This is a genomic window from Leucobacter sp. MMO-125, from assembly GCF_037148395.1.
GTDB lineage: Bacteria > Actinomycetota > Actinomycetes > Actinomycetales > Microbacteriaceae > Leucobacter.
In genome coordinates this window covers 573,202-587,751 of the sequence record NZ_JBBCTL010000001.1, presented here as the reverse complement: position 1 = coordinate 587,751, position 14,550 = coordinate 573,202, and the positions used below count along the sequence as shown (strand labels likewise).

Annotated in this window: 11 protein-coding genes; 4 read left to right on the top strand and 7 right to left on the bottom strand. The window is 67.9% G+C overall.

The genetic code is table 11. From position 1 onward, the window contains the following. Window positions 1-44 precede the first annotated feature (44 nt). Window positions 45-1,085 (bottom strand): glycosyltransferase family 2 protein, encoded by a 1,041-nt coding sequence (locus WFI54_RS02700; RefSeq protein WP_336651251.1) that lies wholly within the window; start codon window positions 1,083-1,085, stop codon window positions 45-47. A 63-nt stretch (window positions 1,086-1,148) separates the two neighbouring features. Here WFI54_RS02700 and WFI54_RS02695 point away from each other — a divergent pair, with 63 nt between their 5' ends. Next, entirely contained in the window at window positions 1,149-2,381 is a 1,233-nt protein-coding gene (locus tag WFI54_RS02695; protein ID WP_336651250.1) for a hypothetical protein, read from the top strand. Window positions 2,382-2,429: 48 nt separating this feature from the next. Here WFI54_RS02695 and WFI54_RS02690 read toward each other — a convergent pair whose 3' ends face one another. Both WFI54_RS02690 and WFI54_RS02685 read right to left on the bottom strand, forming a co-directional pair. Then, window positions 2,430-3,215 (bottom strand): ABC transporter ATP-binding protein, encoded by a 786-nt coding sequence (locus WFI54_RS02690; protein ID WP_336651249.1) that lies wholly within the window; start codon window positions 3,213-3,215, stop codon window positions 2,430-2,432. Between the two features lie 3 nt (window positions 3,216-3,218). Continuing rightward, window positions 3,219-4,007, bottom strand: a complete 789-nt coding sequence (locus WFI54_RS02685; RefSeq protein ID WP_336651248.1) for an ABC transporter permease — start codon at window positions 4,005-4,007, stop codon at window positions 3,219-3,221. Window positions 4,008-4,470: 463 nt separating this feature from the next. Here WFI54_RS02685 and WFI54_RS02680 point away from each other — a divergent pair, with 463 nt between their 5' ends. The 3 genes from WFI54_RS02680 to WFI54_RS02670 are packed head-to-tail and all read left to right on the top strand — an operon-like array spanning window position 4,471 to window position 7,078. Continuing rightward, window positions 4,471-5,229: an ABC transporter ATP-binding protein gene (locus WFI54_RS02680; RefSeq protein WP_336651247.1), complete on the top strand. Its 759-nt coding sequence runs from the start codon at window positions 4,471-4,473 to the stop codon at window positions 5,227-5,229. Further along, on the top strand, window positions 5,199-6,770 hold the full coding sequence (locus tag WFI54_RS02675) for a hypothetical protein (protein WP_336651246.1): 1,572 nt from the start codon (window positions 5,199-5,201) through the stop codon (window positions 6,768-6,770). The genes WFI54_RS02680 and WFI54_RS02675 overlap by 31 nt, the downstream gene beginning before the upstream one ends. Window positions 6,771-6,802: 32 nt before the next feature. Continuing rightward, window positions 6,803-7,078: a DUF3039 domain-containing protein gene (locus tag WFI54_RS02670; RefSeq protein ID WP_336651245.1), complete on the top strand. Its 276-nt coding sequence runs from the start codon at window positions 6,803-6,805 to the stop codon at window positions 7,076-7,078. Between the two features lie 174 nt (window positions 7,079-7,252). Here WFI54_RS02670 and WFI54_RS02665 read toward each other — a convergent pair whose 3' ends face one another. Genes WFI54_RS02665 through WFI54_RS02650 form a run of 4 tightly spaced genes read right to left on the bottom strand, consistent with a single transcriptional unit; the run spans window position 7,253 to window position 14,543 of the window. Further along, window positions 7,253-8,575, bottom strand: coding sequence for a nicotinate phosphoribosyltransferase (locus WFI54_RS02665; RefSeq protein WP_336651244.1), 1,323 nt, complete (start codon window positions 8,573-8,575; stop codon window positions 7,253-7,255). Between the two features lie 51 nt (window positions 8,576-8,626). Further along, window positions 8,627-12,253 carry an error-prone DNA polymerase gene (locus WFI54_RS02660; protein WP_336651243.1) on the bottom strand — a complete coding sequence of 1,209 codons (3,627 nt, stop codon included), beginning with the start codon at window positions 12,251-12,253 and terminating at the stop codon, window positions 8,627-8,629. Further along, entirely contained in the window at window positions 12,253-13,896 is a 1,644-nt protein-coding gene (locus WFI54_RS02655) for a DNA polymerase Y family protein (RefSeq protein ID WP_336651242.1), read from the bottom strand. Before WFI54_RS02655 ends, WFI54_RS02660 begins: the two co-directional genes overlap by 1 nt. Next, on the bottom strand, window positions 13,893-14,543 hold the full coding sequence (locus WFI54_RS02650; protein WP_336651241.1) for a hypothetical protein: 651 nt from the start codon (window positions 14,541-14,543) through the stop codon (window positions 13,893-13,895). The genes WFI54_RS02655 and WFI54_RS02650 overlap by 4 nt, the downstream gene beginning before the upstream one ends. Between the last annotated feature and the right edge of the window lie 7 nt (window positions 14,544-14,550).

Here is a 14,550-nt window from a genome sequence, read left to right as displayed (position 1 = left end):
CCCGCACCGGCTCGGCGAGGGGCGGATCCCGGGGCGCGCCCCGGCTACACCCGTGAGCGGTCCACTACTCGGCCCCCGCCGAAGATGATCCCGCGCAGAAAGCCTGACCCCCAGCTGAGATGCATGGTCATGAGGGTGGCTGCGGTGAGGAGCCTGTCGCGCAAGTTGGGCTGATCCGGGATCCGCACCGTCGCGTATGCGATCCCCAGCAGATACAGTGCCGCGGGGGCGAGCAGCAGCGTCCACGCCGACCCCCAGGGGAGCACACCGCAGACAAGCAGCACGAACGCGAGAACACTCGCCGCGACCCCGAGCACCAGCGCCCCGGGCGCGAAGAACCGCCACGGGTTCGCGCGGCCGTACCGCCGCACGAGCACTGCCCGCCAGGTGCCCGTTGCGAAGAACTGCCTGGCAAGGTCGCGAAGCGAGGCGCGCGGCCAGTAAGTAACCCCGAGCTCCGGCTCGAACCAGACCAGCCCGCCCGCGCGACGGATGCGCAGGTTCAGCTCCCAGTCCTCACCGCGCAGAATCGACGGATCGTAGCCGCCGACCGCGTCGAGGGCCTCTCGTCTGAAAATGCCGAGATACGCCGACTCGGCAGGCCCTGCGACCCCGTCGCCGTGATAAGCGCCGCCGCCGAGACCGAAGGGGCTGTTGTAGCCACGGGCGATCGCCTGCTGCACGGCGCCACGCCCGGCTGCGCGCATTACCCCGCCGACGTTGACGGCACCTTCACGGCGTAGCGCTTCGATGCCGCGTCGCGTGTAGTCGGGGGTGAGTTCGGAGTGGGCGTCGACGCGCACCACGACGGGGTGGCGACTCGCCGCGATTGCAAGGTTGAGGCCCGCGGGAATGTGCGTCTGCGGGTTTTCTACCAGGCGCACACGCGAATCAGAAGCTGCGAGGGCAGCTGCGATCGCCGCAGTGCGGTCGCGTGACGGGCCGAGCGCGAGCACGATCTCCTTTTCTCCCGCGTAATCCTGGTCGAGGATCGTGCGCACTGCCGTTTCGAGGTAGTGCTCCTCGTTCAGCACCGGCATGACGTAGCTGACGGCCGGCTGTTCGGGAAGGGGAGGAAGATGCACTCCACGATCCTCCCACAGGCTCACGAGCAGGGGCTTCACGGGGACCGCCGATATTCTGGGGGGATGCAATTGGCGAACGATGCGAAACGTGCGGTGCGACTGGCGAAGCGCGTGATGAAGGGACGACGGGCCTACTTCGACCTCAAAGAGCTGATCGAGCAGCGAGGCCCCCTGCCTGAGCAGCGTTTCCGTATCGGTGTCTACTTCGCCGACAGCGACGTCAACATCTATCAGATGCGGCAGTGGTATGCGCCACTGCATGAGTTGTCGAAGCAGTGGCCAGTGCTGGTACTCGCCCGCAACGCGGCCGGTGCGCGGCAGCTCATGCAGGAGAGCGGCCTCGATGTCGCATTCGTGCAGAAAGTCACCGACATCGAAGCCCTCATCGAGGAGCAGCCGCTCGACGTGATCCTGTATGTGAATCAGAACACCCGCAATTTCCAGATGATGCGCTACGGCCGACGCTGGCACGTGTTCATCAACCACGGTGAGAGCGACAAGATGTACATGACCAGCAACCAGCACAAGGCGTACGATCGTGCGCTTGTCGCGGGTGACGCTGCCAGGGCCAGACTGTCGAAGGCGCTCTGGGATTATGACGTCGAGCGCCGCACCATTCCCATCGGGCGGCCGCAAGCCGACCATCTGGGAGGCGATCCGCCCTTCTCGCCTGATGGTCGCACCGTCGTGCTCTACGCCCCCACCTGGGAGGGTGACCGCCCCGCCGCGTGCTACGGATCCGTTGCAACCCACGGCGAAACCCTCGTGCGTCAGCTGATCGCAACCGGTCGACACCGCGTCGTGTACCGTCCCCATCCCCGCAGCGGTGTCGTCGACGCCGCGTTCGGTGCCGCGAACCAGCGCATTATCGAAATGCTGCGCGAGGCGAACCAGCAGGATCCCCAAGCCCAGCACGTCTACGACACCGCACCGGCCCTGGGCTGGCAGCTCAGCCTGCCCGATGTGGCGATCTGCGACATCTCCGCGATGGTCTACGACAGGCTCGCAACGGGCAAGCCGCTCATGGTGACGCGCCCGGTCGCGCCAGAGGCCGAGATCGACGAGGGCGGCTACCTGAGCGTCTGCGAGTGGCTCGATGCGGGCGAAACCGGCGACATTGCGACGGTGCTCGACAGGGTGATCGGAGACGCGGCCGCGCGTGAGCGGCTGGGCACCTGGTCAGCGCACTACTTCGGCGACACTTCGCCCGGGGCTCCCACGCGCCGCTTCCATGAGGCGATCGCGGCGCTGCTGGCCGAGGCAGATGCGTGGCGTGAACGGCAGCACGCGGCATAGCGCGCCTGCGCATACGATCCGGGGCCGGGGCTGAACTTAGCTCCGGCCCTAGTCGTTCACGGGGTGGTCGCTGTTGTAGCGATCCAGCACCTCCGCGATGGGCGCGTCGAGCGCCAGCCGGCCGCGGTCGAGGTAGAGGCCGCGGGTGCAGAAGCGCCGCAGATCGCCCTCCTTGTGCGAGACCAGGAAGAGCGTCTTGCCCTGGGCGAGCAACTCTTCGATGCGTCGGTAGCATTTCGCCCGGAACGCACGGTCGCCCACTGCGAGCACCTCGTCGACGAGCAGCACCGGCTCATCGAGCTGCGACACCACGGAGAACGCGACGCGCACCTTCATGCCGCTCGACAGATGCTTGAAAGGGGTGTCGATCACATCTTCGGCACCGGCGAAATCGATGATGTTGTCGAAGCGTGCCGCGATCTCCTGCCGGCTGAGCCCGTGCAGACCCGCCGCGAGTGTGACATTGTCGCGCACGGTGAGGTCGCCGACGAAGCCGCCGGTGATCTCGATGAGGGGGGCCACGCCGCCGTGCACCGTGACCGAACCCTCGTCGGGCAGCAGCACGCCTGCGACGAGCTTGAGCAGCGTTGACTTGCCCTGGCCGTTGCGACCGACGACTCCGATCGCCTCACCAGGGCGCACCTCGAACGACACGTTTCGCAGCGCCCAGAACTCACCGGGACGGCTGCGACGCGAACTCCCCGAGAAGAGATCCTTGAAGCTGCGGCGGGATCCCTTGTTGCGGCGGAAGCGCACGCCGAGCCCCTGCACGGAGATGATGGGGGAAGCGTCTGCGGAACTGTCGCGCTCGGTGGTCTTGTCGAATTCGTACATCGATTACAGCTCCTTCAAGACGCCGCCGACGGAGCGTCGGAACACGAGCGCGCCGACCACGAGGAAGACTACGGTGCCCACAGCCGAGGCGCCGACGAGACCCCAATCGAGCTGGTCGGGGAAGAACCCGGCACGGAATAGCGCGAAGATACCCGAAAGCGGGTTGAGCCACGCCAGCGGGCGGGCGAAATCGGGGAGGTCTGCCGCGCCGTAGATGATCGGCGAAGCATAGAAGAGCACGCGCAGGATCAGCTTCGTGGCCCGCTCGAAATCGCGGAAGAACACCACCAGCGGCGACACCAGCAGGCCGATCCCGAGCGTGAGCGTTGCGAGCATCAGCACGGCCAGAGGGAACAGCGCGATCTGCCAGCCCACAGTGGCCCCCGAGGCGATCGCGAACACGATCAGCACCGGCAGGCTCAGCAGAAACTCGACACCCTTCGAGCAGACGATTCGCCCCACCCAGATCCAACGGGGGAGCGCCACCGAACGCACCAGCTTCACATCGCGCAGGAATGCGCGCGTCGAATCAGATACCGCACCGTTGAACCACACCCAGGGCAGCAAGGCCGTGAGTAGGAAGACGATGTAGGGGGCCTCGCCGACCGAACGGCTGAACACCTGCGTGAAGATGAACCAGTAGATGAGGCTCATCAGCAGCGGATCGAGCACTGACCACAGATACCCCAGCAGGGACGTGGAGTAGCGCACTTTGAGGTCGCGCCTGGTCAGCAGCCACAGCGACGACCACGCACGCTTGCGCGCCGTTCGGGACTCGGAGGAAAATGTCACACAGCCATTCTGCCCGGTTTTCCCTGAGCCTTCGGCAGCCGCGGCTTCTGAGGTCTGCTGCGCTCGCCGAATCATGCCCCTTTGGCAGCCCGGCGGGGCGGCCACCGGCGCGGCGAGGATTTGATAAATTGGACAGGTGCCGCCCGTATCGCCTTCGACCGAGCCTGTTTCCGAGCCTGAAGAGAGCTCGAGGTCGGGTGAACCGGTTTTGAGGGAAACTCGCGAGGTTGGCGGGCAGGGCGAAGAGCTCAGCACCGAATCGGCACTCGCCGGGGGTGCCCCGCGGGTGCGATCGAGCCGGGCGAATAGCGACGCCGAAGGTGGATCCGCACCCCCTCGGGCAGCTGAAAATCACACACCGGCCGCGGCCGCTGCGGCCCCACGCACCGGCCGTATTCAAGTGCCAGTGCCCTCGGTGGTGCGCGCCAGGGAGCGCGGCCGGCTGGCCGAGCAGAATCCCATCGTGCTGCGCACCGAGATGCTCACGAAAACTTACGGCTCGCTCGTCGCCGCTAACGAGGTGTCCATCGAGGTGCACGCGGGCTCCTTCACCGGGGTCGTCGGCCCCAATGGTGCGGGCAAGACCACCACGCTGTCAATGATCAGTGGCCTGCTGCGCCCCACCTCCGGTCGAGTGAGCGTGCGCGATGTGGATGTGTGGAGCGATGGTCCCGCGGCGAAACGCCTCATCGGCACGCTTCCGGATCGGCTGCGTCTGTTCGATCGCCTCACCGGAGCGCAGCTGCTCTACTACTGCGGGGTGCTGCACGGGGTTGCAGAGGGCGTGGTCGCGCAGCGTTCGGCTGAGCTTGCCGAGGCCTTCGGTCTTGAATCAGCCCTGGGGCGCCTTGTCTCCGACTACTCGGCAGGCATGCAGAAGAAGATCGCACTGGCATGCTCCATGATTCACGCACCCGAGGTGCTCGTGCTCGACGAACCCTTCGAAGCGATCGACCCCGTCTCGGCATCGAACGTCACCGACATTCTCGAGAAGTTCGTCGCAGGCGGCGGCAGCGTCGTAATGTCGAGCCACAGCCTCGATCTCATCCAGCGCGTGTGCGACCACGTCTCGATCATTGTCGACGGCAGCGTCATCGCGCAGGGCACCGTCGACGCCGTGCGCGACGGCCTCAGCCTCGAAGAACGCTTCACCAAACTCACAGGCATGAGCGACGCCAGGAAGGGGCTCGAATGGTTGCACGGCTCTTCCGACTCCGAGTAGCGCTGCTCGGCGGCGCATTCCGAGGCTCGGCCGCGAAGGGCTTGCGAACCGGGCTGCTCTACGCTCTGCTTGGTGCCGCCGCTGTGCTGCTCGCCGTGGCACCCGCGCGTCTGCTGCCCTCGGGGCAGGAGCGCGCGACCGTCGACACCATCATTGGTGCCATCGTGCTGGGCGCCGCGTTCGTGGTGCCGTTCTTCGAGAACCGGCGCAACCTCGAACCCCGTCAGTTCGCGCAGTTCCCCGTCGGGAACGGAGCGATCGGCGTGGCACTGCTCGTGACCTCGATCGCGACCTGGCCCTTCCTGCTGCTGCTGAGCTGGCTGACCGCACTCACCGTGGTGCGGCCCGAATGGCTGCAGGCCGGGTGGATTGCGCCCGCCGCCCTAGTGCTCGCAGCGCTGCTCGCCCTCTGCGCCGTGCGCGTGGTGTCGGCGCTCTCCAAACTCCTTGCCGGAGCCCGTAACGCCGGTACGATCCGCACCGTGGGCGTCGTGCTCTTCGTCGCCTTCTTGCCCGTTGCCGTGTTCGCCGCCGCAACCGCATTCGGGGCCGACGGCACAGCAGCTGCAGCGAGCACCGCTGCAGCTGTGGCCTGGACACCGTTCGGCGCGCCGTTCGGGGCGATGGCTCTTGCAGCGACAGGCGACCACAGCGGGGCCCTTTTGCACCTGGCTGTCGTGGTGGCCGCGATCCTCCTGCTGCTGCTGGCGTGGTTCCCGCTCGTGCGCCTCTCCAACGAGCGCATTGATCGCCCGCTAGCCCCCGATACGGCACGCGCAGGCCTCGGCTGGTTCGAACGCTTCTCGGCGCGACCCGCACAGGTGATCGCTGCGCGCCAGCTCACCTACTGGGCGCGCGACCCCCGCTACCGCGTTGCGCTGTTCGCGATCCCGGTCGCGCCGGTCGTGATGCTCATCGCCTTCGCCGTCGCCGGAGCAGACCTGCGCCCCCTCGCGCTCGTACCGCTGCCCGTGATCCTGTTCCTGCTGGGCTGGTCGCAGCACAACGACGTCTCCATGGACTCGACGGCGATCTGGGAGCATGTTGCCAGCGGCATTCGAGGCTGGGCGGATCGAGCCGGGCGTCTTGCCCCGGTACTCATGATCGGTCTGCCGCTCGCTCTCATCGGATCCAGCATTACCGTGACGATCCTCGGCGAGTGGCGAGTGCTGCCCGCTGTGATCGGTATGAACATCTCCGTGCTGCTCGTGGCCTGTGCGGTGTCGAGCGTCTTCTCTGTGCTGATGCCGTACCCGGCGACCCGGCCCGGTGACAGCCCCTTCTCGCAGCCGCAGTGGTCGGGCTCGGGATCCGGCCTCGCGCAGACGCTGTCGATGATCCTTGCACTGCTGCTCGTCGTGGCACCCGTCTGGTACGCGATCATCGCGATCGTGAACGTCGAGTTCGGGAGCAACATGTGGGCGCTCGGCTTCGGCATCGGCTACGGGGTGATCGTGCTGTTGCTCGGCGTGGCCATCGGTGGTCGACTTTTCGATCGCAGCGGCCCCGAACTCATCGCCGTCACCCAGATCTTCGACTAACGCGCGGCGGTGCCCCGAGGTACAATCAGAGCATGGGTATGTTCTCGCGTCGTGATCCCGAAACCGTTGGCGGCGGCACCGATGTGCTCGATCGCGAGCTTGAAAAGCTGCTGGAAGACTCGCAGATCGAAGACGGCGACCACGAGCGCTTCTCCCACTACGTGCCTAAAGACAAGATCCTCGAATCTGCCGTGACCGGGAAGCCGGTGCGCGCGCTCTGCGGCAAGAAGTGGACTCCCTCCCGCGACCCCGAGAAGTTTCCGGTGTGCCCCGACTGCAAGAAGGTCTACGAGCGCATGAAGAAGTAGCGCTTGCGTGGTCGGTGCCGCGGCTGATGCCGCGGCACCGACGTCGCGCCGGTGATGGAGTTCAGTCGGCCCACACGCGAACAGGCCGCCGGTGTCATCGATACCGGCGGCCTGTTCGTGTGTGTGGATGTGCGCTGACCGTGCTGGTGGTGCGGCTCGCGTGATGCGTGTGGATCAGCGGTATTCAGTGGGGATCGCGGGGTCGCCCCGCGTGAGGCTCAGGGCAACAGGCGGCAGCTCTGCGACGCGGATGCGGTGCCGCTCGCGGGCGGCAGCAAGCCCCTCGGCGCCTACGTGCTCGGGCAGAATCTCGCCCGAGCGCACGAGCGGTGCGAGCACCTCGCGAGTCGCGCCCGCGAGGTCTTCGCCCTCAGGCTCGCCGCCGGGGCCGTCGCCGAGCAGAATGAGTTCGGCAGTGGCGGTGCCGCGCGCGTCGTAGCATCGGCGCACGCTCTTGCGCCCGCCGACGGAGGCTTTCTCCGCCGACTTCTTGGCGACCGCGATCCACTCGCCAGACTCGTTCTCGTGCGCCACAAGCTTGTACACCATGCCCATCGTGGGGGTGCCCGATCCGACGACGACCGAGGTGCCCACCCCGAAGCTGTCGACGGGTGATGCGGCGAGCGTGGCGACAGTGTGCTCGTCGAGGTCGTTCGTGACCGTGATGCGGGTGCGCGTAGCGCCCAGTTCGTCGAGCAGTCGACGCACCTGCGCGACGACGATGGGCAGGTCGCCGGAGTCGATGCGCACAGCGCCGAGCTCTGGGCCTGCGACCTCGATGGCGGTGCGCACGCCCTGCTCGATGTCGTAGGTGTCGACGAGCAGTGTCGTGTCAGTGCCGAGAGCGGCGATCTGCGCTTCGAAGGCCTGCCGTTCGCTGTCGTGCAGCAGGGTGAAGCTGTGGGCTGCGGTGCCCATTGTGGGGATGCCGTAGCTGCGCCCGGCTTCGAGGTTGGAGGTCGCGCTGAACCCTGCGAGATAGGCGGATCGGGCAGCGGCAACAGCGCTGTACTCGCCGGTGCGCCGCGATCCCATTTCGGCGAGCGGTTTGCCTGCCGATGCGTGGCTCATGCGGGACGCCGCGGTGGCGACCGCGGAATCCGCGTTGAGGATGCTGAGTGCGAGGGTTTCGAGCAGGACACCCTCGGCGAAGCTCGATTCGACGGTGATGACGGGGGATCCTGGGAAGAAGACCTCGCCCTCGGGGTAGCCCCAGATATCGCCCGAGAAGCGGAAGTTGCTCAGCCAGTCGAGGGTGGCGGGGCTCACGATGCCCCGCTCGCGCAGGAACTCGAGTTCGGCGTCGCCGAAGCGGAAACGTTCGATGGCGTCGAGCAGGCGGCCGGTGCCCGCGACCACGCCGTAGCGGCGCGCACCCGAGAGGCGCCGTGCGAAGAGCTCGAAGACGCTGCCGCGGTGGGCCGTGCCGGCCTGCAGTGCGGCGTCGACCATCGTGAGCTCGTAGTGATCGGTGAGGAGAGCCGTTGACGTGTGCACGCCGTCAGCATAGCCGGTGACGCGCCACCTCTGCGGGCACCGTGTACGCCGCTAACGGAAATCTCGGGACGTGATTCCTGCGGGTGCCGCCAGTGGTTCGAAGGACTCTGCGATGACATTGATCACCCCCTCGGGCGAACGTTCGACCGCGCCGCGGATCACGAGCGCAGGAGCAGAGCGCGCTACGAGTCTGTTGCGCAGCCAGACGTCGCGCCAGGTCACCACGTTGACGCTGCCGGCTTCGTCTTCAAGCGTCACGAAGACGATGCCGCCGGCGGTGCCCGGGCGCTGTCGGTGCGTCACCAGGCCTGCCACCTCGACGATCGATCCTGGACGGGTGAGCCGCAGCCGATCCGAACGCACCACGCCGCGCGCATCGAGCGAGTCGCGCAGTAGGGCGAGTGGGTGCATCGCGAGCGGAATGCCGGTGCTCCACATGTCGAGTGCGGTCTGTTCGGCGGGTGCCAGTACGGGCAGCAACGGCGGCTGCACGTGCACGGCGATGCCTGGCAGGAATCGTTCCCGGTTATCAGCGGCCGGTGCGGCCGCCCAGAGCGCTTCTCGACGGCCGATGCCGAGGCTCTCGCACGCGCCCGCTGAGGCCAAGGCTTCGATTCTGCTGTGGTCGAGGTCTGCCCGCCTGGCGAGATCGGCCAGGTCGACGAAGGGCGCCTGCTTGCGTGCTCGGGCGATGCGCTCGGCGGTTTCGGCTTCGATACCCCGAATTCCGGTGAGACCCAAACGCACCGCGAAGGGGCCGTCGCGGCGGTGGGTGCCGCTCGTGTCGGGGGATCCCGCGACGAAATCTCCCACAGGCGGCTGGATATGCGCAAGACAGGCTTCGGAGCCGGAGCCGGAGCCGGAGCCGGAGCCGGAGCCGGAGCCGGAACCGGAACCGGAGCCGGAGCCGGAGCCGCGGGCCTGATCGGGGCGCGTGAGGGCTTCGAGATCGGCCTGTGCCTCCGAATACTGCACATCGGGAGGCAGCACGGTGACGCCGTGACGCCGTGCATCCTGCACGAGTTCGCGGGGGGAGTAGAACCCCATCGGTTGCGAGCGCAGCAGCCCGGCGAGGAATGCTGCGGGGTAGTGCAGTTTGCACCACGAACTGATGTAGACGAGCAGCGCGAAGCTGAGCGAGTGGCTTTCGGCGAAGCCGAAACTGGCGAAGGCTTCGATCTGCTCGTAGAGGCGCTGCGCATCGTCATCGCCGATGCCGTTCTCGCGCATTCCGGCGAAGAGTTTCGCCTTCAGGCTGTCCATGCGCTCCTGTCCGCGCTTCGACCCCATGGAGCGGCGCAGCAGGTCGGCGTCTTCGCCTGAGCAGTTGCCGACGGCGACGGCCATCTGCATGAGCTGTTCTTGGAAGATCGGCACGCCCAGGGTGCGTTCGAGCACCGGTTTGAGTTTGGGATGAGGGTAGCTCACGGCCTCTTCACCGCTCCTGCGTCGCAGGTAAGGGTGCACGGCTCCGCCCTGGATCGGCCCGGGGCGGATGAGCGCGATTTCGATCACGAGGTCGTAGAACCGGCGGGGCAGAAGCCGCGGCAGGGTGTTCAGCTGTGCGCGGCTCTCCACCTGGAACACGCCGACCGCGTCGGCGCGGCACAGCATGTCGTAGACGCCTGGCTCTTCCTTGGGGATGGTGTCGAAGGTCCACTCTTCGCCCGTGTGCGCTGCGATGATGTCCATGGTCTTCTGTAGCGCGCTCAGCATGCCGAGACCGAGGAGATCGAACTTGACGAGGCCCATCGTCTCGCAGCTGTCTTTGTCCCACTGCAGCACCGTGCGGCCCGGCATGCGTGCGTGCTCGATGGGGCAGACCTCGCCCACGGGGCGCTCGGTCAGCACCATGCCGCCCGAGTGGATGCCGAGGTGGCGCGGTGCGCGCATGAACTGCCTGGCCAGCTGCTGCACGGGTGGCGGGATCGGGCTCGCGGGATCGTCATCGATACCGCTCCAGCGCTCCAGGGCTTTGGTCCAGGCTCGCTGCTGGCCCGCGCTGTAGCCGAGCGCTTTGGCGGCGTCGCGGATCGCGGCCTTGGGACGGTAGCTGATCACGTTCGCGACCTGCGCCGCATTGCGTCTGCCGTACTTCTCGTAGACGTACTGGATGATCTCTTCGCGCCGCTCGGAGTCGAAGTCGACGTCGATGTCTGGCTCTTCGTCGCGCAGGCTCGACAGGAATCGCTCGAACGGCAGGTTGTAGCGTATGGCGTCGACCGCGGTGATGCCCAGGACATAGCAGACGGCAGAACCCGCGGCCGATCCGCGCCCCTGGCACAGGATGCCCCGCTCGCGCGCCTCACGCACGAGGTCGTGCACGATGAGGAAATAGCCGGGGAAGTCTTTCTGCTCGATGACGGCGAGCTCTTGCTCGATTCTGCTGCGATGGCTCTCGGGCAAGGGCAGGCCGTAGCGGCGTTCGGCGCCCGCCCACACGAGGCTGCGCAGCCAGCTCATCTGCGTGCTGCCAGCGGGAAGGTTGAGCTGCGGGAGCCGGGGTCGTGCGGCCCTGAGTGGGAACGCGAGTTCTTGTGCGAGCGGCACCGTGCGTGCAACGGCGTCGGCGTGCTTGGCGAAGCGGCGCATCATCGCGGCGCCGCTGCGCAGATGGGCGGCCCCGGTGGCCGGCAGGTGCGGATCGAGTTCGTCGAGGCTGCGCCTGGCACGCACCGCGGCCATCGCTTCGGCGAGGGGAGCGTGGGTGCGGGAGGCGTAGTGCACATTGCCGGTGACGACAGTGGGGAGGCCGCGCTGCGCGGCAAGCGCTGCGAGTCTGTCGTTCAGGGGGTCGTCGCCGGGGTGCCCGTGGTGCGTCAGCTCGACATACACGCTGTCGGAGCCGAAGAGTGCAGTGAGACGATCGAGTTCTGCCAGGGCGGCGGTGTCGTCGACCCGGTGCGGCGGGATCGCGGCGGGCGCGGAGCCGAGCGCGCGACGCACGGCACCCTTGCGGCAGCCTGTGAGGATCGCCCAGTAGCCCCGCCCAGCCTCAGCGAGTGCCTCCAGATCGTAGACCGGGCGGCCCTTCTCGCCGCCGGCGAGCTGGGCTTCGGTGATCGCTCCGGCAAGCCGGTGATATCCCTCTGGGCCGCGGGCGAGCACCAGCAGGTGGGTGCCCGCGGGGTCGGCAGCCCCAAGTTGGGGCACGTCGAGCCCCAGGGAGAGCTCGGCGCCGTAGACGGTGAGGAGCGGGGATCGTGCAGCTTGTTGAGCATGTTGAGCATGTTGAGCTTGTTGAGCTTGTTGAGCTTGTTCTGGCTGTTCCTCGCGGGCCGCAGCGTCTTGTCTGGCCTGCGCTTCGGCGGCCTCCGCGAAGCGCGCCGCGCCGTAGAGGCCGTCGTGGTCGGTGATCGCGAGACCCGTGAGTTCGAGCCGTGCGGCTTCTTCGATGAGCTGTTCCGGCGACGACGCGCCGTCGAGGAAGCTGTAGTGGGAGTGTGCGTGCAGTTCGACGTACGGCACAGCCGGCGAGCTGCGCTGCTGCGGCACAGCCGGTGAGCTGCGCTGCTGCGGTGCATGCCTTGGCTGCCCTGGCGGGGCTGGTGCACCGGCCGCTGGTGCGCTGTCTGCGGTGGCTGTCGGCGTCGCCCCAGCCGAGGGCTGGGCTGGGGTTCGGCCCGAGAGTCGCCGCTCGAACTCCTGCCAGGGCAGGGGTGAGTTCTGCCACTTCATCAGTCGTACCTTCCCTCCGCGTGCCAGCGCCCACCCTCGTGCAGCAGCAGCCAGGCGTCTCCGTCGCTGAGCTGCAGTTGCAGCCGGAATCGTGGGGGCGACCCTCGCCACCACTGTTCTCGTAGAGGCCAGAGCGGCGACCAGCCGCAGACGAGCGCTGAGAGGGCAGTGCTGTTCACCCGCAATTGAGTCGGTCTGGCGGTGAGCAGATCTTCATCGTCGACACCCACGGCACTGCCGGTGTCGTCGACAAGCTCTGCGGGAAGCGGCGCGGGGAAGACGAGGGTCGGCGCAGGCCCCGGGATCGAGCCTGGCCAGGGATCGGCAGCGGATCCGCGCGCCCCACGCCGCCCTGGCCTGTCGGTGCTCCACGGGATGAAGCTCTGCCTGTCGGTGAGCAGGCGGCCGCCGGTGAGGGCGATCGTGCCCACGCTCGTGTGTCCGAGCCGACTCTGCACTCTGCTGAGGTGATGGTGCACGCGGGTGTCTGGCTCAGTGCTCCAGAGCCCGGGTTCGTGCGCGGCGGCGCGGTCGGTGTGTACCGGTGACAGACGCACATGGCCGATCCCGGCACCCTCTCGGCCGTGCTCGGCGCCCTCAGGTGCGGTGGGCATCGCGGCCAGCTGCCACCGCACCCGATTGACGGCGTCGGCCGGGGTGAAGCGATGCGGGTGGGCCCACACCCGTTCGTGTCTGACACCGATGTCGTCGGTGAGCTCGACGCGCAGCGCGGTGCAGACGAGGCGTTCCTCGGCGAGCCCCGATATGAAGCGTTCGGCGAGGGTCATGCACGCGAAGGCCAGCTGCTCCGCGTGTGCGACGGGAGGTTCCAGCGCGAGCTCCACGGAGAGCTCGCGCACCGGTGTGCGTGGCCGCAGCTCTGAGCCGTGCTGTGGGCCTGCGGCTGAAGCCCGCCTGTGGGCGGCGACGCCCTGCGGCCCGAAGCGCTGCCGCACCGCGTCCTCTGGCAGTGCCGCCAGTGCCCCGAGCGTGCGGATGCCGAGGCCGTGCAGCACCTCGGTGAAGGCAGGGTCGGCGGCGCGGGCCACGGGAAGCCCGCTGAGGAATGCTGCTGCGGCTGCAGCCGGCACGATGCGGACCCCCTCGGAGGGTGCCAAGAGGCCCGGCTCGGTGGCGGCCGCGCGCGCTGCTTGCTCTGCAGCGAAGCGGCCATCGGCGATTCCGATGCGCGCCCCCGGCAGCCCCAGCTGCGCGGCGAGCTTCAGCACGGCTTCGGCCGCAGGCTGCTCGCCCCCGTAGTATCTCGCCGCACCACGGGCGCGCATCGTGCAGAGGCCCGCTCGAATGGGCTCGACCCCAGGGATGAGCTGTTCGATTGCGGCGAGCACGGGGGCGAAGCGGCGCTCATCGACCTCGGCATCATGCGGCGTGACCACGAGTGACGGGCAGCGTGACTGGGCTTCGGTCTCCCGCAGGCCGATCCGCACACCCTCCGCGCGAGCGGCCTCCGAGCATGCGGCCACCCGCCGGTTCGCGATCAGTGCGATGGCGGGGGAGGGTGGTGGTTCCTGCGCGGTGCCCTGCAGTTCGCGCAGGTAGGCGTGCACCGGCCAGTCGGGAACCCAGAAGACGATGATTCGCTCTGCGGTGCCAGGCGCCGCCCGATCGACAGCGGCGTTCATCGCGGCACCAGCCTGCGGATCTCGGGAAGGGCAGGATCAGCTACGGCGCCGCCCGCGAACCGTACGGTGTGGCGAGCCGGGCCCCGTCGATCGAGCGTCTGCACGGTGAGCTCGCGCTCATTGAGCAGACCGTGACCCTCGCCGAGCCCGCCCCACCGCGACTCGGTCACCCTGAGTGTGCTCTCGGGCCGAGGCCAGTCGCCCATCGCGACCAGTGCGGAACCGTGCTCGCGCAGCTTGGCCGAGATGCGCTCGACCTCGCCAGGCCGCACGCGCGACGGCGGGCGCAGCAGCACCACGGTGAGCACCTCGCTCAGTGCTCCGACGATCCCCATGGTGTCAGCTCCCGGATCAGGGACGAGTACGCAACGGTCGAGCGCAACACCTAACGAGGCTGCCGCCTCGGCGCCGAACCCAGGGCAGCCGATCACCCCGCACCATGATCCTGCTGAAGAGGCCTCGGCCAACAGTGAGAGCGCGAGTTGCATCGACCCGTGCACCGCATAGCTGGCCCCTTTGCTCAGAGCCCCGCCCGGCAGGAGGGGACGCAAGCCCGGGGTAGTGGGGAGGGCGCGATCGTCGAGCCGCAGGGGCTGCATCTCGGTGATGCGCTGCTGCAGCGAGCGAACGGTCGCGGCGGGATTCATGCAGCAA

Bases quoted from the DNA above. Each gene is read 5' to 3' on its own strand.
- WFI54_RS02660 (WP_336651243.1), bottom strand. From the start codon at position 12,253: ATGAAGTGGCAGAACTCACCCCTGCCCTGGCAGGAGTTCGAGCGGCGA.
- WFI54_RS02695 (WP_336651250.1), top strand. From the start codon at position 1,149: ATGCAATTGGCGAACGATGCGAAACGTGCGGTGCGACTGGCGAAGCGC.
- WFI54_RS02690 (WP_336651249.1), bottom strand. From the start codon at position 3,215: ATGTACGAATTCGACAAGACCACCGAGCGCGACAGTTCCGCAGACGCT.
- WFI54_RS02655 (WP_336651242.1), bottom strand. From the start codon at position 13,896: ATGAACGCCGCTGTCGATCGGGCGGCGCCTGGCACCGCAGAGCGAATC.
- WFI54_RS02650 (WP_336651241.1), bottom strand. From the start codon at position 14,543: ATGAATCCCGCCGCGACCGTTCGCTCGCTGCAGCAGCGCATCACCGAG.
- WFI54_RS02670 (WP_336651245.1), top strand. From the start codon at position 6,803: ATGGGTATGTTCTCGCGTCGTGATCCCGAAACCGTTGGCGGCGGCACC.
- WFI54_RS02675 (WP_336651246.1), top strand. From the start codon at position 5,199: ATGGTTGCACGGCTCTTCCGACTCCGAGTAGCGCTGCTCGGCGGCGCA.